Annotated in this window: 11 protein-coding genes; 6 read left to right on the forward strand and 5 right to left on the reverse strand. The window is 46.0% G+C overall.

Annotation, left to right across the window (positions count from 1 at the left end):
* Positions 1-4 precede the first annotated feature (4 nt).
* Positions 5-5,605, reverse strand: a complete 5,601-nt coding sequence (locus tag QUA57_RS04010; protein ID WP_333059644.1) for a PAS domain S-box protein — start codon at positions 5,603-5,605, stop codon at positions 5-7.
* A gap of 1,140 nt (positions 5,606-6,745) precedes the next feature.
* Here QUA57_RS04010 and QUA57_RS04015 point away from each other — a divergent pair.
* Both QUA57_RS04015 and QUA57_RS04020 read left to right on the forward strand, forming a co-directional pair.
* Positions 6,746-8,101 (forward strand): mechanosensitive ion channel domain-containing protein, encoded by a 1,356-nt coding sequence (locus QUA57_RS04015; RefSeq protein ID WP_333059645.1) that lies wholly within the window; start codon positions 6,746-6,748, stop codon positions 8,099-8,101.
* Positions 8,102-8,111: 10 nt separating this feature from the next.
* Positions 8,112-9,248, forward strand: coding sequence for a flagellar assembly protein H (locus QUA57_RS04020; protein WP_333059646.1), 1,137 nt, complete (start codon positions 8,112-8,114; stop codon positions 9,246-9,248).
* 88 nt (positions 9,249-9,336) lie between these two features.
* On the opposite strand, the gene QUA57_RS04025 is transcribed toward QUA57_RS04020, so the two are convergent.
* Positions 9,337-9,945 carry a TetR/AcrR family transcriptional regulator gene (locus tag QUA57_RS04025; RefSeq protein ID WP_333059647.1) on the reverse strand — a complete coding sequence of 203 codons (609 nt, stop codon included), beginning with the start codon at positions 9,943-9,945 and terminating at the stop codon, positions 9,337-9,339.
* 114 nt (positions 9,946-10,059) lie between these two features.
* Here QUA57_RS04025 and QUA57_RS04030 point away from each other — a divergent pair, with 114 nt between their 5' ends.
* From QUA57_RS04030 to QUA57_RS04040, 3 genes are all read left to right on the forward strand, one after another.
* Positions 10,060-11,487 carry an HlyD family efflux transporter periplasmic adaptor subunit gene (locus tag QUA57_RS04030; protein WP_333059648.1) on the forward strand — a complete coding sequence of 476 codons (1,428 nt, stop codon included), beginning with the start codon at positions 10,060-10,062 and terminating at the stop codon, positions 11,485-11,487.
* A 64-nt stretch (positions 11,488-11,551) separates the two neighbouring features.
* Complete coding sequence (devC, locus tag QUA57_RS04035) at positions 11,552-12,736, forward strand: ABC transporter permease DevC (protein WP_333059649.1); 1,185 nt, start codon at positions 11,552-11,554, stop codon at positions 12,734-12,736.
* Positions 12,737-13,093: 357 nt separating this feature from the next.
* The gene (locus QUA57_RS04040) at positions 13,094-13,810 is read left to right on the forward strand and encodes a DevA family ABC transporter ATP-binding protein (RefSeq protein ID WP_333059651.1); all 717 of its coding nucleotides are present in this window, start codon (positions 13,094-13,096) and stop codon (positions 13,808-13,810) included.
* Between the two features lie 116 nt (positions 13,811-13,926).
* Here QUA57_RS04040 and QUA57_RS04045 read toward each other — a convergent pair whose 3' ends face one another.
* The 3 genes from QUA57_RS04045 to QUA57_RS04055 all read right to left on the reverse strand — a co-directional run bounded on the left by QUA57_RS04045 (position 13,927) and on the right by QUA57_RS04055 (position 17,834).
* Positions 13,927-14,982, reverse strand: coding sequence for a glycoside hydrolase family 104 protein (locus tag QUA57_RS04045; protein WP_333059653.1), 1,056 nt, complete (start codon positions 14,980-14,982; stop codon positions 13,927-13,929).
* A 102-nt stretch (positions 14,983-15,084) separates the two neighbouring features.
* The gene (locus QUA57_RS04050; protein ID WP_333059655.1) at positions 15,085-16,350 is read right to left on the reverse strand and encodes a glycosyltransferase; all 1,266 of its coding nucleotides are present in this window, start codon (positions 16,348-16,350) and stop codon (positions 15,085-15,087) included.
* Between the two features lie 566 nt (positions 16,351-16,916).
* Complete coding sequence (locus QUA57_RS04055) at positions 16,917-17,834, reverse strand: YihY/virulence factor BrkB family protein (RefSeq protein WP_333040534.1); 918 nt, start codon at positions 17,832-17,834, stop codon at positions 16,917-16,919.
* A 111-nt stretch (positions 17,835-17,945) separates the two neighbouring features.
* Between QUA57_RS04055 and QUA57_RS04060 the strand changes: the two genes are divergently transcribed.
* The gene (locus QUA57_RS04060) at positions 17,946-19,031 is read left to right on the forward strand and encodes a hypothetical protein (RefSeq protein ID WP_333059658.1); all 1,086 of its coding nucleotides are present in this window, start codon (positions 17,946-17,948) and stop codon (positions 19,029-19,031) included.
* Positions 19,032-19,110: the final 79 nt, after the last annotated feature.

The raw sequence follows: 19,110 nt of genomic DNA on the forward strand, positions 1-19,110 counted from the left end.
AACCTTACTTGTAGGACTGAATAAACGTTAAAATCTCTTCGTCTTGAAAGTCCTTTGCCATCTGATGCAATCTTTTAGCAAATGGAATATATTGGGGATCTATTTCTTCAAGTAATAGCGCCTGCTTAACTATTTCTAGGAAATTTCCTTTCATAGCCAGTTCGTATAGCATTTCCATTTGTGTAGCAGGCGGGGCAATTAGCTCATCGGTGTCTGAGGATCTCGCCTGTGGCTCTTCATTAGCTTCATACACCCATTCCAAATCAAGATACTGTTGTAATTTTTGCAGGAGCTCTGTTGCCTGAATAGGTTTAGGAATAAAGGTGTTGCCTCCTGCTTCTAAACTTCTGTATTGATCGGTTTCAAATACGCTGGCAGAAGACACAATAATGATGATGTCTTTGAAATTTTCCGATTCTCGAACCCGCTTAATTACCTCGAAGCCATCTAGTTCGGGCATTAATAAGTCGGTAACAATTAAATCGGGCTGCACCTCTATAATTTTTTCCCAGCCTTCCTGCCCATCGTTCGCTTCAAACACCTCAAAGCCGATCGGACTGAGTAAATTGCTAATTACCGAACGGTTAGCCCATTTGTCATCAATAACCACAATCTTAGGTTGGCGGTCTTTGATGCCGATAATCTGCCCGCGATGGTCGATTTGAGATGTTTTCACCCATTCATCGGCTTGAGATAGATGGACATCAAACCAGAAAATACTGCCAACATTCATCTCACTTTGAACCTGAATGGTACTGCCCATTAGTTCTACAATCCTTTTGCTAATTGCCAGTCCCAATCCCGTACCTTCCGTCTGCCGCCTGCGATCGCCTACCTGCTCGAAGGGCTGAAAGATAGCTTGGAGTTGATCCTGTGCAATGCCGGTACCTGTATCGCGTATTTCAAAGCGAATTTTTCCTTCTGTTGCAAAACTGACGATAAAAGTGACACTGCCCTCATCCGTAAATTTAATAGCGTTGCTTAAAAGATTAATTAACACTTGTCGCAAGCGTTTTTCATCCGCACGAATACCTATCGGCAGTTCGGGGCTTGAAGGAAAATGAAAGTGAATTCCCTTAATTTCAGCTCGGATACGACACATTTCTGCGACACCTTGCAGGAACGCCGGGAAATGAAAATCGGTGGGCTGGAGTTCCACTTTCTGTGCTTCAATCTTCGACAAATCGAGAATATCATTGATTAAGGTCAGTAAATGGGAACCGCACTGATAAATGACATCAATGCGCGATCGCTCTTCTTCATTCAAGACTTTGGAACGCTGAAGAATCTGCGCGTACCCCATGATGCCATTAAGCGGAGTCCGCAACTCGTGGCTCATGTTAGCAAGGAATTCACTTTTGGCCCGACTAGCTGCTTCTGCGGCTTCCCTGGCTTTTGCCTGTACGATTTCTGCTTGTTTGCGATCGTGGATATCGATACAAGTGCCAACCCACTCCCGGAGGCTGCCATCTTCATCCAGAAGTGGCACCCCTCTAGCTTGGAAATAACGATAGTTTCCATCCGTTCCGCGCATTCGATATTCCATCTCAAACATGCTTCTGGTTTGCACTGCTTCCATCCACACCTGAACTGTTCGTTCACGATCGTCCGGGTGGATTGTATCTAACCAGCCAAAACCAACCCCCTCAGCTTCCGTTTGTCCGGTGTAAGATCTCATACTCGGTGAATCCTGGCATCTTCCTTCAGCATCAGTTGTCCAGACAATTTGGGAGATGGCAAGGATTAGGGAACGATAGCGTTCTTCGCTTTGTTTGATCGCATCTTCGGCTTGTTTGCGATCGTGGATATCGGTGCAAGTGCCAACCCACTCCCGAATGCTGCTATCTTCATTCTGAATTGGTACCGCTCTAACTTGAAAATAGCGATAGTTTCCATCTGCTGCACGCATTCGATATTCTATGTCATACAGGCATTTTGTTTGCGCTGCTTCCATCCACGCCTGAGCCGTTCGTTCGCGATCGTCTGGGTGAATTGCATCTAACCAGCCAAAACCAAGCACTTCCTCTACGGTTTGTCCGGTGTAAGCTCTCCAACTCGGTAGATCCGGGCATTTTCCTTCAAAATCCGATGTCCAGACAATTTGGGACGTGGCAAGGATTAGCGATCGATAGCGTTCTTCGCTTTGTTTGATCGCATCTTCGGCTTGTTTGCGATCGTGGATATCGCTGGAAGTGCCAATCCACTCCTGGATGTGGCCCTCTTCATTCAGAATTGGCACCGCTCTAGCTTGAAAATAACGATAGTTTCCATCCGCTCCCCGGATTCGATATTCTATGTCATACAGGCTTTTCGTTTGCACTGCTTCCATCCACAACTGACTCGTTCGTTCGCGATCGTCCGGGTGAATTGCATCTAACCAGCCAAAACCAACCACTTCGTCTACGGTTTGTCCAGTGTAAGCTCTGAAAGTCGGTGTATCCTGGCATCTTCCTTCTGCATCCGTTATCCAGACCATTTGGGATGTGGCAGCGATTAGCGAACGATAGCGTCCTTCGCTTTGTTTGAGAGCATCTTCGGCTTGTTTGCGATCGTGGATATCGCTACAAGTGCCAATCCACTCCTGGAGGTTGCCATCTTCATCCAGAATTGGTACCCCTCTAAGTTGAAAATAACGATAGTTTCCATCCGCTCCCCGGATTCGATATTCTGTGTCATACAGGCTTTTCGTTTGCACTGCTTCCATCCACACCTGAGTCGTTCGTTCGCGATCGTCCGGGTGAATTGCATCTAACCAGCCAAAACCATCAGCCATCTCAGCTTCAGTTTGTCCGGTGTAAGCTCTCCAACCCGGTTGATCCACGCATCTTCCTTCAGCATCCGCTGTCCAGACAAGTTGGGACGTAGCAGCGATTAGCGAACGATAGCGTCCTTCGCTTTGTTTGATAGCATCTTCGGCTTGTTTGCGATCGCTAATGTCATTATTAATTTCGAGTTGGGCACAAGGCTTTCCTTCCCCATCGCGCTGCAATGTCCAGCGACTTGCCACAATAATATGCCGACCGTCACGGGTGGTGTGCTCCACTTCTCCTTCCCAACTTCCCTGCTGGAAAAACTCTGCCATTACGGTTTCTAACGGTTTAGGGAAGACGGTTTCCAAGAATGTGTGAATGTGCTGCCCTACTACTTCCGCTTTTGTCCAACCATAAAGCTTTTCTGCACCTTGGTTCCAGTATGTGATGCGGTCATCCATATCCCGAATAATGATACTATTGCTGGCTAAGTCGAGTATTTCTAGGGTTTGACGGAGCGTTTGCTCGACTTTTTTGCGATCGCTAATATCTCGTGTGGTCGCGATGATACCCAGAATATTGCCATTACCATCCCGCCAAGGAGCTTTTGTAGTGAAAAAAGTCGCGGTTTTTTCACCGTCAGAGACATCTTCCTCGTAAGTCTCAGTGATGCCTGTTGCCATGACTTGACGATCTTTCGCCATAATTGCACGGGCACTCTCAGGCGGCAGTAATTCCAAATCATCTTTGCCGATGATTTCCTCAATTGGCTTGCCTATGAAGTTTGCCAAATTGGAGTTAAGGGCAACATGACGCCCTTCCCGATCTTTAACGACAATGAAGTCTGGTGTACTTTCCAAAATAGAGTTTAGCAGTGCATTACGATCGCGCATCTGGGCTTCAGCTTGTTTGCGATCGCCAATGTTTCGTGCTATGGCGATCAGGCCGATAATATTGCCCTGAGCGTCCCGCCAAGGAGCTTTTGTGGTTAAAAAAGAAGTGTTCTCTTTACCATTGAAAACCTCTTCTTCGTAGGTTTCAGTAATGCCTGCTTCCATGATCTCGCGGTCTTTTGCCATGATGGCAAAGGCGGCAGCAGTGGGCAGCAGTTCCGAATCATCTTTGCCAATGATTTCCTCAATGGGTTTACCGTAAAAGGTTTTTGCCACAAAGGAATTAAGGGCAACATATCGACCTTCTCGGTCTTTAACAACAATTATGTCTGGCGTACTTTCCAAAATAGAGCTCAGCAAGAGGTTGCGCTCGCGCAACACAGCTTGCTGTTCGCGCAGAGCTTCTTCAGCTTGTTTGCGATCGGTAATATCTGTATTAGCCCCAATCCATTCCCGAATTGAACCATCCGCGTTTAGAATTGGTACACCACGACAACTCATGTAGCGATATTCCCCGTCATAGCGACGCATACGAAATTCAGATTCATAGAATGATCGATTGGCAACAGCAGTTAACCAGGCAGTAGTAATAGACGAGCGATCGTCTGGATGGATAGCGTTGCTCCCACCCCTTCCCTTGTAATCATCAAATGTCTGTCCTGTAAATGCACTCCAAGTAGGTTGCTCGATCGCCATTTCGCCGTCGGCATTGCAGATCCAAATAATTTGAGCGCTGGCTTCGATCAAAGAACGAAATCGTTCTTCACTTTGTTTGAGGACATCTTCTGCGGTTTTGCGATCGCGAATATCCCGCGTAATAGTGGCAATCCCTACTGGTTCATTAGTCTCTGGATGTTTGACCAGAAATAGGGTGTAGTCTACCGCAATGGGTTGACCTGTCACGAAATGTCTGAACCGGTAATCACTCCGCCACCCCCCCTCTTGCATTAGAGTAGGCAGAACACGCTGCTGTACAAAGTCCAAATCTTCTGGCATGAAGAAGTCGGTAATGTGTTTGGTTCTGGCTTCGTCCAAACTACTGAGTCCAACCAAATCCAGACCAGCCTGATTCAGTAGCATCGGGCGACCATCCATTGAGGCAACGCCAATAAAGTCACGGCTGTTCTCGATCGTTGTAGCGAGCAATTGCCGTTCTTCCTCTGCTTTTTTGCGATCGCTAATGTCCCGTGCAATAGTGGAAATAAACTCGACTTCGCCTGTTTCCGTTTTGTGGACGATTAAAACTTGGGAAACTGGAATTTCTTTCCCATCGTGTGACAAAAACACGGTTTCACCAGCCCAGCTACCCTCTCTTAAGGCGGTTGGAAAGACTTCATTTTGGAATTTTGTCGTTGCCGAGGGAGCTAATACAAAGTCTACACTAAACGGAGATCGTGCCTCCTCTGGAGGTACCCCCATCATTTTCTGTCCGGCTTTGTTGAGGTAGACGTTATGCCCTGTTGCATCCGCAATCCCTACGAAGTCGGAAGTTGCTTCCAAAATTGCCGTCAGTCTTGCCTGCTTTTGTTCGGCCCGCTTGCGATCGCTAATTTCAATTACAATCCCACCAAGACCAAAAACCAGGCCATTTTCGTCCAACAAAGGATAGTAAGATGCTTGCCAGTAGCGCACGATGCCCGGTTCTTTCGGCGTTTCACCCACTAATTCATAGTCGAGAATTGGCTTGCCCGTATCCAGAATGCCTTGCAGCATTGGTTCCACAGTCGGAGCCAATTCTGGCAGCACCTCACGCACTGACCTACCAATATGGTCTGCCACACAAACGCCATTCATCTGGGCCAAAACTTCGTTAATTTGGACGTACCGAAGTTGGCGGTCAAAAATCAGCATCCCGGCGTTAGCACCTGCAAAAAAAGCGTCGAAGTGAGCCTGTCGCAATGCCTGTGCTGTTGTGTTCTCTTGCGGTTGCGGTTGGGTTTTCTCTGGTGGGAATTTGCTCATGTTGGCTCGTGCATTTCAGCTATTATTCTAAAACTTCTTTCCAATGGCGCGATCGCAAGGTTTTCCTTGTTTCCTATTTGGTACTGAAGAAAACGTTCAGTAGGGCGACCATTCGGTTTTCCATCGGCCATATATGTATACCTTGCGACAATATTTCGGTTAATGCTTCGGATGTATCGCCAAGCAGTTCTATTGCTCATCAATTCTATTCCTAATCAATCCTATTGGTAGAACCTTGGTGACAACATAAGCTAGGGAAGCGTTTGTCAATCAGTAATTATGCTCAGTATTTACTCAGGTTTTGGGTGGCGAACTTAGATTTCGGCGATCGAGCAATCATGTCTCGCGCCATATTTATTTCCACCCAACCCCAAACCGCCAATTTTCCACTCCTGAACAAGTAAGTATTTTCAGTAATTTTACTGATTGACAAATGTGATTAAGTTATAGTTGGTCCTCCATGTCGGTAGAATGCCAAGTATTCTTGGAACGTTATCAATTTTAGCTATATCCGTTAAAGTTTCACTTATAAATACACAAAACGCACGCAACTAGCAGAGTAATAGCAATATGTCTCCCACCAGTTAAAGTCATTGTAATACTTGGATATTTGACTTGTCCACTTAAAGAGTCATTCAATAATCCCTGCTTAAGTTGATAACGGGACTTCAAAAAAAATTAGTGGAGAGTATGATAAACTCGAATCGAGTTAATGTTGACTAAAGTTAGCAGAGCGATCGCTTTAATAATAGATGAGTTTGCTCTTGGATCGCGCAAAAGTGGCACACTAACCGCAGGCCTGCGAAGACCAGGTATCCTAAAAATTGGCAAGAGGGAGAACTGCGTAGTATGAGGAACCACATATCTATGTAACGAGTTCACTGTTTTCACCCTAAAAATAGGTTAAAATTTATGATAACGAGTTCAGTATTTTATTTTTACATTTGGTACTAAAGACTTTATTTTTAACTACTCCCTTAAAAAATGACAACACAAAAAACCTTATCACCTGAATTTAAATTCAATACAATACCAGAAGAAGTATTGACACAGATCTCGCAAATATTTACAGCTACCCTATTTAAAATAGGTGAAAATTCTGTATCCCTGCAGTCACTGGGGGAACTACTCGTCTTGTTTATGGCTATCCTTGTGATCGCAAGATTTTTCACCAACTTTCTTAAGGAAAGCTTGCTTGTCAGACTGGGAATTGACGAGGGAAATCGGGAAGCGATCGCAGTAATTATTGGGTACTTAATAGTAGCTTTGGGCGTAATAGTCGCCATCCAAAGCATCGGCTTCAACCTCGCTTCTTTTGCAGTAGTTGCGGGGGGATTGGGAGTCGGAATTGGCTTCGGAATCCAGGATTTAACAACTAATTTTGTCAGTGGCTTAACGCTGCTTTTAGACAGACCGGTGAAAGTCGGAGACTTTGTGGAATTAGAAGGATTAATGGGAATCGTCAAAAAAATCTCGATTCGATCGACCATCATCCAAACCACTGAGGACTCTAGCGTCATAGTTCCCAACAGCAAAATGATTAGCAACAAAATTGTTAACTGGAGTTACGAAAACTCGCTACTCTGTCTCCGAGTTCCCGTAGAAGTAGCGGAGAATAGTAACCCGCTGTTAGTGACAGAAACTCTGTTAAATATTGCTTACGCAGAAGCGGGAGTTTTGTACGAACCGAATCCGAAAGTATTGTTTGTCGAGTTTGGTGACGATAGTTTTAAATTTGAACTTTTAGTTTGGACGGACAGGCCGACTGAAAGAGAAATAATTAAAAGTTCTTTGAATTTTGCAATTGAATACAATTTCCGCCACCAGAAAATCGAATTTCCCTTCAATGACAGAGAAATTTATTTGCAAAACCCCGAAGTTCTGTTGTCAATGTTCAACAAAAAAGAAACTGCAATTGATCTCCCGAAGAGTTACTCGGAAAATGAGCAGAAACCGCCAATTTTTGCAGAGAAACTGAAAAAGCCATCGTCCCTTAGCTGTTTGCTACGAGAGGTAGAATACTTTGAAAATCTGACTGATCTTGAATTGCGGCAGTTGATTGAAGTTGGATATCGCAAACGGCTGCGACCGCAAGAATTTTTGTTTCACGAAAACGACCCCGGAGATGCTTTTTACATGATTCTTTCAGGTTCAGTAGAAGTTTTTGTAGAAGCTATTGACAAACATCTGAATAACCTAGGTAGTGGTCAGTTTCTCGGAGAACTTTCTTTGATGTTGGGCATCCCCAGAACTGCTTCGGTAAGAGCTTTGGAAGAAACAATTTTGTTTGCCATCAATAAAGAAGGTTTCCAGAAAGTTTTAACTGAACGACCGGATTTATCTGAACAGATTATTAAAGAAATAGTCAAACACAAAGAAGAACTCAGCGAGAGACAGAAATTATTGCGAGAAATGGAATTAGTAGAGGCAGCAGAAGAGGAGGAAAATCCTGTAGAATGGGTGAGAAAACGGCTAAAAAATCTATTTAGTCTTTGAAATAATTCCTATGACGCGATTTATTCACGATCTCTTTGCCAAAGAATACCTGGAGGAATTGCTGTCGCCGCTCGGAACGGTTAATATCGGCCGCTATGTGACTTCCGAAGTCCGAGAAATCGATGTTTATTTTACTCCCAGCACCGCAATTTCCGAATACTCAGAAACCCTGGGATTGTTGGGGAAAATGGCAAACACAACTGCAATTTTTGAACCGTTTCGCAATCCTGCCAACGTCAGCGAAATTTGTAGCTGTCTGGGCAAGTTATTGGACGTGCGAGGTGAGTTGGAGCGAAAATTTAGGAGAGAAAATACTCGCTATGATGACGCCCAGTTACCCAAACTGTGGATTTTCATGCCCACAGCATCGAAAGCATTGGTAGATAGCTTTAATGCGATACCAGACACAGAGAATTGGATGCAGGGAATCTATTTTTTGGGTGAATCTTTGCGAACTGCAATTGTGGCGATTCACCAGTTGCCAGAAACTCCAGAAACTCTGTGGTTGAGGATTTTGGGCAAAGGGGGAGTGCAGCAAAGGGCTATTTCGCAATTAAGCGCTTTAGCTGCCGACGATCCGTTGCGGATTATCGCGCTAGAATTGCTGTATCGGTTACAGTCAAATTTAGTAACCGATGCGCCACAAGAATTAGAGCCAGAAGAGCGGGAGTTAATTATGGCCATTGCACCACTTTTTCAACAACAAATACAAGCAGCACAGCAACAAGCTAGAGAAGAAGGACTAGAACAAGGACTAGAACAAGGGCTAGAACAAGGACTAGAACGAGGCCGACAAGAACAACAGCGCTTAATCTTAGAAAATTTTCTGCGAGTTAGATTTGGAGAATTAAGTCCCAAAATGACTGCTTTTCTATCTCCAATATCAAGGTTGGCTGCGGCGGAATTTACAGTGCTGTTGCTGGCAATCTCGATGCTGACCGTCGATGAATCTGGGCGGGAAGCAGCGGTTAAATTGTTAGCTGAAAGTGCGTTGCAAATGCGATCGCCTGAATTGGGCGATATTCTGCCTACAGCCGTTACTAATTTATTGGCATTGCCTGTGGCAGAATTGACATTGTTTGTAGAACAAATGCCGCAGTTATCGGCGGAGGAATTGAGGGACAGGTTAGGAAAAACACCTGAATAGAACCTGCGATCGCAGCCATAAAGGGATCTCGCTCTTTATGGCATATAAATAATTATCAAATAAAATTCCTAGATTCTGTCGATCGCACTTAGGAATTGGACTGCGGGCCTAAAATCAAGTGCAGCAGACCGTCGATCAGTCGATCGCGCTCCATTGGGATAATATCTTTGCCGTGCATCATATGCTGCGTTAACTGAAAATATACCAGCGATCCAATAAAAATCCGCGCCGTTGCCTCCGGATCGGGCAATTTTAACTCTGGATGCGATGCCAAATATTGAGTAAGCCGCTCGATACCCGGTTTAGCTAAGTTTCTCACAAAAGTCTGCGCTAGCTGGGGAAAACGCCCTGATTCCGCAATCACTAACCTCACAAAATTGAGAAATTCAGGTTCCTGCGTCACCTGCTCTAATAGAGTTGTGGCAACGAATCGCAGCGCTACGGCCGGTTCTTCATCCAGAACTGTAAAATGGACTTTTTTTTGCGCCAGCCGCTGTACCAAGGCCACGAATAATCCTTCTTTATCTGCAAAATAGCTGTAAACCGTGGCTTTGGAAACTCCCCCCGTCTTCGCTACCTTGTCCATACTTGTGCCCGCGTAGCCGTGGGTTAAAAATTCTTGCATCGCACCTTGCAGGATTTGCTCGGTTTTGTCACTTGCTGCTGCGTCTGGTTCGATCGGTTTTGTCCTTGCCATACCTTGCTTCTGTAATTTTTATTTGGGATCTTGACATCATTATACTGAACGGTTTAGTATTAAAATATATCAGAACTAAACGGTTTAGTTTTATTCCTCAAAAAGAGGTATGTCATGGTACACCAACCAACAGCCGACGGCTTATCCTCAACTCCATCCCTAGTTAAACAACTCCTAGTTGTGGCAGCAGTAGCAACCCTGGCCGCAGGGGGAACCACAGGCTACACGATCTGGCGATCGCGCATACCCGATCCCAACGCAGTAGCCGCAGCAGCAGCCGTCGCAGCATCCCAATTAACAACAGTTACAGCCTTGGGGCGACTGGAACCCAGAGGAGAAGTAATTAAAGTCTCCGCCTCCGGTGCGACGGAAGGAAACCGGATCGATCGACTCTTAGTAAAAGAGGGAGACAGGGTGAAAACAGGTCAGGCGATCGCAATTTTGGACAGTCGCGATCGCCTGCAAGCCGCCCTCGACCAAGCTCAAGAACAAGTGCGCGTCGCCGAAGCAAATCTAGCAAAAGTGAAAGCCGGAGCTAAAAACGGCGAAATCCAAGCCCAAAAAGCAACTATTAGCCGTTTATCCGCCGATCGCAGCAACGAGATCGCAGCGCAACAGGCGATCGTCAGCCGCCTAGAAGTCGATCGCAGCACCGAAATAGCAGCGCAACAAGCCACAATTGCCCGCATCACGGCCGAACAGCAAGGGGAAATTCAAACTCAAAAAGCCGCAATTGCCCGCCTACAAGCCGAACTCCGCAACGCTCAAAGCGAGGATCGGCGGTACTCCCAACTCTATGAACAGGGAGCAATTTCCGCCTCAACTAGCGACAGCAAAAGCCTCGCCGCCGAAACAACTCAACAGCAACTCAACGAAGGAAAGGCAAAACTAAATCAAATTCAGCAATCGCGCCAACAGCAGATTAACGAAGCCCAAGCCAAATTAAATCAAATTCAACTATCGCGCCAACAGCAAATTAACGAAGCCCAAGCCAAACTCAGCCAAATTCAGGAATCTCGACAACAGCAGATTAATGAAGCCGTGGCAAATCTCGATCGCATCGCCGAAGTGCGTCCCGTTGACATAGCAGCCGCTGCCGCCGAAGTCAGTTCCGCCGCTTCAGCAGCCAAACAAGCCAAAGCCAATCTGGATCTAGCTTACATCCGTGCTCCCAGAGACGCGCAAGTCCTGAAAATTCACACGCATCCGGGGGAAAGGGTAGGAAACGACGGCATTGTCGAACTCGGACAAACTCGCGAGATGCTGGCTGTTGCGGAAATCTACGAAAGCGATGTGGACAAAGTACGCCTCGGACAAACCGCCAAAATTACTAGCGATGCTTTGATCGGCGAATTGCGGGGAACTGTCGAACATATTGGTTTGCAAGTGCAGCGGCAAAACATTGTTAACACCGATCCTTCTGCGAATATTGATAGTCGAATTGTGGAAGTAAAAGTGCGCTTAGATGAAGCTTCCAGCCAGAAAGTAGCGGGATTCACCAATTTGCAAGTCAAAGTGGCGATCGGGGAAATTAAAGATTAAGAAGACTTAAACCGCAGGGTCCCTTTCTTCAATTCAAAATCCAAAATCTAAAATCTAAAATCCTATGATTGGACTCATAAAACCCTTACAACAGTTAAGACGGAGAACTTCCCTCGGATGGCTGCAACTGAGTCACGACAAAGGCCGAATGGCCGTTGCAGTAGCAGGAATTGCCTTTGCTGACGTTTTGATCTTCATGCAGTTAGGCTTTCAAAATGCGCTTTACACCAGCAATACGCGGCTGCATCAAGCCTTGCAAACAGACTTAGTTTTGATTCACCCCCAAGCGCGAAATTTGATTAATTTGTCTTCCTTTCCCAGGCGCAGATTGTATCAAGCAATGAACGTACCGGGCGTGAAATCAGCCGAGCCGCTTTACGTAAAAATTGGTAACTGGAAAAATCCCGAAACTCGGCGCGAAACGTCGCTGATGGTGGTGGGTTTCAATCCCGATCGCCCTGCGTTTGCGCTTCCAGAAGTTAACCAAAATTTGAGCGCGATTAAATTGCCGGATACCGTGTTGTTCGATCGAGCTTCTAGGGGAGATTACCAAGGAACGATCGCGCAAATCGATCGAGGAAAAGCCGTTAAAGCTGAGGTCGAGCGGCGCACGATTAACGTCAGCGGTTTATTCACAGTTGGGGCATCTTTTGCCGCCGACGGTATTTTGATGACTAGCGATCAAAATTACCTGCGCCTGTTTGCGAGACAAAACGCCGCGAGTGTTAATGCCGGGTTAATTCAACTGCAACCGGGTGCTGACCCCGTGGAAGTTCAACAAGTTTTGAAAGCATACTTACCAGATGATGTCAAGGTACTAACGAAACAAGAATTTATCGATTTTGAGAAAAATTACTGGGCTAAGAATACTGCGATCGGCTTTGTGTTTAATTTAGGCGTCGCGATGGGTTTTGTAGTTGGTGTGATTATTGTTTATCAAGTTCTCTCCACCGATGTCAGCGACCACATGGGAGAATACGCTACTTTCAAAGCAATGGGCTACCGCAATGTTTATTTACTCGGCATCGTTTTTGAAGAAGCTCTAATTCTTTCCGTCCTCGGTTTTTTGCCAGGAGTAGGAGTCTCTTTCGGACTCTACTCTTTAACTCGCAAAGCTACAAATTTACCCCTTTATATGACGCTGCTTAGAGCATTTATAGTATTACTTTTGAACGTAATTATGTGTACTATTTCGGGAGCAATTGCCACTCGCAAACTGCAAGCAGCAGACCCGGCAGATATGTTTTAAGCGAAAATGAATCAGAGAGTCTGAAGGACACTAAATCCTGGTTATAAACCTGTTTATAAGACTAGCTGGTTGAAACCTTTACTAGACAAACTAAGTCCGCAGACGCGGACTAAATAATAAAGGGGGTATTAAAACCAGATTGTGTATATAGCAATCATAAATGAGTCGGAAATTTTTACCCCACCCCAACCCTCCCCTGATCGAGGGGAGGGAGTAAGAAATTCACAAATGATTGAGGATTGCTATAAAGTCCTGACTACACACATATTTTTTTGTAATCATTCTCTTGTTTTTCCTCTGCATTGTCGGCGAATAAAGCAGTTTATTCTTAAATCTAAAACCTCAAACCAATAAGTTATGAATTCTACTACTCTCTACCCAACAACAAACCCATTACAGATTCCTGCACCTGTAGTTTCCGCCCACCACCTCGACCACTACTTCGGTCAAGGTCAACTGCGAAAACAGGTACTTTTTGACATTAATCTCGAAATTAAAGCAGGTGAAATCGTGCTGATGACGGGACCTTCCGGTTCTGGAAAAACTACGCTTTTAACTTTGATTGGCGGACTGAGATCCGGTCAATCGGGAAGTCTCAAAATTCTCGGTCAAGAGATGTGCAAAGCGAGTTCAGACCAATTGGTAAAGGCGCGGCGCAAAATTGGCTATATTTTTCAGGCGCACAACTTGCACCGCAGTTTGACGGCGCTGCAAAACGTGCAAATGGGTTTGGAAGTTCACGGTAATTTGTCGCGTTCCCAAATGCGCGATCGCTCTGCAAAAATGCTAGAGTTAGTAGGACTGGAACAGCGGATTAACTATTATCCAGATGATTTGTCGGGAGGACAGAAACAAAGAGTTGCGATCGCCCGCGCTTTGGTCAGTCAACCCCAAATTGTTTTAGCTGACGAACCAACAGCCGCCCTGGACAGCAAATCCGGTCGCGAAGTGGTGAATTTGATGCAGCAACTTGCCAAAGAACAGGGTTGTACTATTTTATTAGTAACCCACGATAACCGAATTTTGGATATTGCCGATCGCATCGTTCACATGGAAGATGGAAAATTAGCCTAATTTTTAAATTTCTGAAGAATAGACATCACCCATAACTCCCTCATTTTCAATTTTGGATGTTAAAATTTAATCCAAAATTGCCCAACCCCAATTTCAACTCGTCCTGGGACTGTTCACTAATTGCTAACAACCAATCCTGGGCGGTCAATCCCCAAATTTTTCTGATACATGGCTTCGAGTGTGGGCATAGACGATTCCACAGAACCACCATAACGGCGAAAAGATGGCCAGATGTAAGCGAGTTTTCTGACTGCTGACTCTAATCGACCCGCTTCTATATCTTCTAAGGCACCTTTTTCTCGGATTAACTCTATAGCCATCAAATCTTGATTTTCTGGGCTGAAATCGCGGACGCCAAATTTTTTGGCAAATCTGTCCCAAGTGGTGCTGAGAAACTGATATCGCCCCGCTGCATCGGAACAGAGTTTTTTGCGGTAACGACGGCCGCACCTCATTTCTCTGGGATGATCTTGAAAGCTGACAAATTTCGTGCCGGTGTACTGCGTGCGGTAGCCGTCGGGGCTAGCGGTTCCTTCGGCGGCGGCTATGGTGTCGAGAAAGGCTTTGACTCGACGTTCGGGCCCGATGCTATCGAGTCTGCTATCCTGTCTGGGAGCTGGTGAATTCAGGGTTGCAGCTTCGGGTGATCGATCGCGCTCGATGTTATCCTCTCCTTTGTCTGGTGAATCGAGGGCTGCAACTTCCTGCAGGCGTTTCGGGGTGGGCGAGCTTTCTGCCGAGACCGCTGGTCCCCACAGCAACCTCGGCGTCATTCGACCTAAGAAAAAGCACAAACAGATTAAGAAACCCCAAGAGAGTTGAAAACGAAGGCGTTTGGAGCGGTTCCGGCGCAGCACCGGCCACCGGTGAAGGGGGAGTGTTGCGGGCAAAATTTTCGTTTGCTGGCCGAAGGCGAACAGCGATTTCAGCGCTACCAAGGTTTGCTTGTAAAAACGTGGTGGAAGTTTCCGAGCTCTCATCGCTGTGGCGAAAGTCTCGACCTCTGTCAGAGTAACTTGTGCCAGCGGTTTTGCGACAAACAGTCGAAAATGGTTAGCCGCCTGCCAGCTAAAGTGCCGGTTGCGGGGGGATTGGCGATTTACCCACAGGCGAATTAGCTCCATGTCTGACATAGGGAGCAGGTGGCGTCCCAGATCTTTTGATGCGTACAAGAGTACCTCCTGATATCACTTCTAGTTGAAGGTTCCCAGCTATAATGGATGAGTGAAACAGGGATCAATGGAAACTGGCTTCAACCATACTAAGTGATACTACTAAGCGCTCACGGGGTCAAGCTCAAGGGCCGATTGTTCGAGCAGTTGAGTGTAAAGTTGACTAAGTTGGGAGGCGATACGGTCCCAACGGAAATAGGTTTCGACGCGCTGGCGGGCTGTGTGTCCGAGTTGCTGGCGCCATAGTGAGTCAAGTAACAAGCGATCGATCGCCTCGGCAAAGGCTGCTTCATTTTTCGGCGGGGCGAGCAAACCTGTTTGTTGCGGCACTACAGTATATTTCAGCCCTCCTACGTCGGAGGCGATTACGGGCGTGCCGCAGGCCATCGCTTCAATGGCGACTAAACCGAAGGGTTCGTAGTGGCTGGGAACGACGCACACATCGGCGGCGGCGTAGTAGCCAGGGAGAATGTCTCTGCTCAAGGCGCCGGGAAAACTGGTAATGTCGCTCAGCCCGAGTTCTTCAACGATGCTGCCGATACGATCGCGCTCTAGGCCGTCGCTTTCCCCCGCACGCCACCCGCCGCCAATAATGAGTTTTAAATCGGCTTTGGGCACTGCCGAAAGACTGACGGCGCGGACTAAGGTTTCGATGCCCTTGGGGGGGTCAAAACGGCCGACGTACAACACGACTTTGGTTTCGGGGGCTATGCCCAAGTGGCGGCGGGCGGTCGATCGGGCGATCGAGCCGAACCGTTCAGTGTCGGTACCGCAGGGAATGATGTCAATATTGCCTTTTAAGGAAACCAGAGACCTCATGTGTTCTTTTTCTTGGGGACTGGTAGCCACCACGCGATCGGCTGTTTCCAAAAGTGTTTTTTCGACTTGCAGCCTGGTTTTGGCAATCATCGGAATTGTCGAAACCGACTTGTATTTAACTGCTGCCAAAGAATGGTAAGTGTGAACTTGCTGCAGAGGTTGCGATTTTTTCAACTCCATTCCCACCCAAGAAGACAGCCAGTAATTCGTGTGAACTAAGGGATATTGAAAGCCTGATTCTAACTGAAACTTCTGAAATTCTTGAACAAAGATTGGTAAATATCCGTATAGTTCGTCGCGGGGAATAAATTCTTGTGGCCCGGCTACTAGCCGAATTGTCCGGCAATTGGGACTGTGCTCTACAATCCTTGCTTGTTGCCGATCGGATGAGCGGGTGAACATATCAACTTGCCACCCCTGTGTAGCCAGAGCTTCGCCTACTTGACGCACGTAAACATTTTCCCCGTCCGCTTCTTCTTTGCCAATTTCCACAGAGGGATCACCCTGTACTGAGATGAGAGCGAGGATTTTTTTATTTAATGAAACCATGATTGTTTACCAAAATTTAAATATATTTTCTAAGAAAATTAAAAGGGCAATTTTGGCTGCTGCGCCGGGACTGGAATCTTCTAGCTAATTTGTATTAAAGTGAAACTGGGGGATCGATAAATCATCCTTCAGGGATAAGTTCCAGGAAAAAATTCACAGACGACTTCCTTCTGCTGACAGAGACGTGCAGCAGCTCAAACTCTAGATAATCAAAATATAAATGAACGAGGGTAAATGGAATTTTCCGTATTCTGGCCGCTGTAAAACTCGCACCTTTTAGCTATCTATAACTCGAGCCTGCTTTCAGCTTGCTGCTAGAGATGCGAGGTCAGCAGAAGGTAGAATTTTACCCCTCTGAATAAATAACTCGGGCTTTCGAGAAAGCAGAAGTCGGTCGTCCCAAAGACCGAATGTTACAGGGGAAGCGAAAAAAAAAGCAAAGTTATTGCTTTCAAAATTTTTCTTTCGTTCCGCCTTGCACCTTCTGCCTTTTTCCCTCTTGCTTCTTGCTTATTGTGTCAAACCCGGAGTGCGAGTTTAACCTCAAATTTCCCGTTTGTATAATGTTAAGAGTTCTTCCGATGTTTGCGTGGGGAGGATTCACCGTTTTCGCTGTTGAGGATATTGTTTCGCGAACCAGGCATTCTGGAACCGTATCGGTTAGTCCAAACTTGGGTAAACTCGGCACCTAAGAAGAGAATTTGAGCGGAATAATTAATCCAAAGCAGGATAATCACGAACGAACCCGCAGCACCGTAGGTAGAGGCGATACCGCTACCTCCGAGGTAAACTCCAATTATGGATTTGCCGATCGTAAACAGCACTGAGGTGATGGCGGCGCCGATCCAAACATCATTCCAGGCAAGATGGACATCGGGCAAAAGTTTGTAAATTAAGGCAAAAAGCAGCGTAACTACGCCAAAGGAGATAGCAAAGTCCACAATCTGCCAAATGTTGATTGGTAATTGCAGCAAGCCGTTCAACCAATAGCTGACGGCGGCTAAAATGGCACTAATTACTAAAGATACTAGCAGTAGAAAGCCTATGCCTAAAATCATTGCAAAAGACAATACGCGGTCTTGCAGAAATCCCCAGATTCCTCGTCCGGGAGGCGGTGAAACATTCCAAATAGTATTGAGGGCTTCTTTAAGATTAGTAAACACGTTGGAAGCACCCCACAAAAGTGTAGCGATGCCGATTAAAGTAGCAATCATTCCCGACTTTGGTTCGGAGGCTTTGAGGATGAGTTCTTGGACGGTTTGGGCGCCTTCTTTGCCGATTAAACTTTGGAGTTGGGCGACGATTTGACCTTGGGCTGCGTCTGCACCAAAGACTAAACCGGCGATCGCAATTACGATAATTAGCAACGGGGCGAGGGAGAAGACTGTGTAATAGGCTAGGGCGGCGGCTAAGGTTGGCGCTTTATCTTCTTGCCATTCAGTAAAAGTTTGTTTGAGCAGCGATATGACTGTTTTTAAGTTCACGGTCTTTGGTTTCCTTATACTTATCGTCCAAGGGATCTTAATAGGTTAAGAGTTTTTTAGCCTCAGCCACAAGATAGATTTATCGATTAGCAAATTCAGAAGATTACTTTTATGTCTGATTCCAACACAACTGTTAACACCACCGATATAACATTGTCCAAAAAAGCAATTTCTTGGGCAAAATTCAGCGCCCTAGTAGCGCTGGTCAATTTTTTGCTGGTACTTTTCCATTTCAGTTACCTTCAGTTGCGGCCTGTTTATCAGAGCTATTTTCCAGGTTTAGTTAAAATTTATGACCCGATTAAAGGCATTGATTCAAGTTTACAAAATCCAGAATATTTGAAAAGCGCTGACCAGTTTTGGCGAATTGATGCGTTGTTTATCGGTTTTTTTGGGGCGGAATTTTTGATTAAAAGTCTGTTCCATACCCGCCGCAAACCGGGGGTAACTTGGTTTGATTTTGTGCTGAGGCGCTGGTACGAGGTGTTTCTGGTGATACCGATTTGGCAGGGGTGGCGGATTCTGCCGGTATTGGTGCGGCTTCACAAGTCGGGTTTGGTGAATCTCGATCGCGTAGTTGCTCAAGTTACCTACGAACCGGTGGCTTATTTAGCCAATACGATCTCGGAATACATGATGGTGCGGTTTATCAATCAAGCTAAAAGTTCGATCAAACAGGGCGACGCGGCGCAGATGTTGCTGGCGCAGCAGCCGTACCTTCATGTCAATCAGGAAAATACGATCGAACAAATTACCAAGCGCATTTTGGATCTGACAATTTACAAAGTTTTGCCGCAGGTGCAACCGGATTTGGAAGAATTGCTGCACCACAATTTGGAAACAACAATCAAACAGTCGGATTTCTATCAAATCCTACAAACTATCTCTCCTATTAACATTTTGCCGACCGAGATGACGGAACAGCTAGCAAGTTATTTGACTCAAACTGCTGTGGATGTGGTATCTACTACTTATGAAGACGATAAAGGTAGAAAAATTCTCGATAATTTCAGCCAAGAATTTAATCAAAGTTTGCGGCGGGAATTGCAAGATGAGAAAACTCTCGGGGAATTGCAGTCGCTGCTGTCGGATTTGTTGGAAGAAGTGAAGTTGAATTACATTCAAGGCGGGTTGAAGTCCGATCCGGTGCAGACTTTTACAGAAATTAACTCGCTCCGGGGAGTAAGGGAAAGTTGATACAGCAATGAGTTCCGGTGTTGTCAATTAGATTTTTTTAACGAACCGATGAAACTCGCCTTAGCCCTATTATGGCGAA

Source organism: Microcoleus sp. Pol7_B2 (assembly GCF_036701035.1).
In the GTDB taxonomy this organism is placed as follows: Bacteria; Cyanobacteriota; Cyanobacteriia; order Cyanobacteriales; family Microcoleaceae; genus Microcoleus.

Coding starts and splice junctions, on each gene's coding strand:
- QUA57_RS04060 (WP_333059658.1), top strand. CDS start 17,946: ATGTCTGATTCCAACACAACTGTTAACACCACCGATATAACATTGTCC.
- QUA57_RS04040 (WP_333059651.1), top strand. CDS start 13,094: ATGAATTCTACTACTCTCTACCCAACAACAAACCCATTACAGATTCCT.
- devC (WP_333059649.1), top strand. CDS start 11,552: ATGATTGGACTCATAAAACCCTTACAACAGTTAAGACGGAGAACTTCC.
- QUA57_RS04030 (WP_333059648.1), top strand. CDS start 10,060: ATGGTACACCAACCAACAGCCGACGGCTTATCCTCAACTCCATCCCTA.
- QUA57_RS04025 (WP_333059647.1), bottom strand. CDS start 9,945: ATGGCAAGGACAAAACCGATCGAACCAGACGCAGCAGCAAGTGACAAA.
- QUA57_RS04015 (WP_333059645.1), top strand. CDS start 6,746: ATGGCTATCCTTGTGATCGCAAGATTTTTCACCAACTTTCTTAAGGAA.
- QUA57_RS04050 (WP_333059655.1), bottom strand. CDS start 16,350: ATGGTTTCATTAAATAAAAAAATCCTCGCTCTCATCTCAGTACAGGGT.
- QUA57_RS04010 (WP_333059644.1), bottom strand. CDS start 5,605: ATGAGCAAATTCCCACCAGAGAAAACCCAACCGCAACCGCAAGAGAAC.
- QUA57_RS04020 (WP_333059646.1), top strand. CDS start 8,112: ATGACGCGATTTATTCACGATCTCTTTGCCAAAGAATACCTGGAGGAA.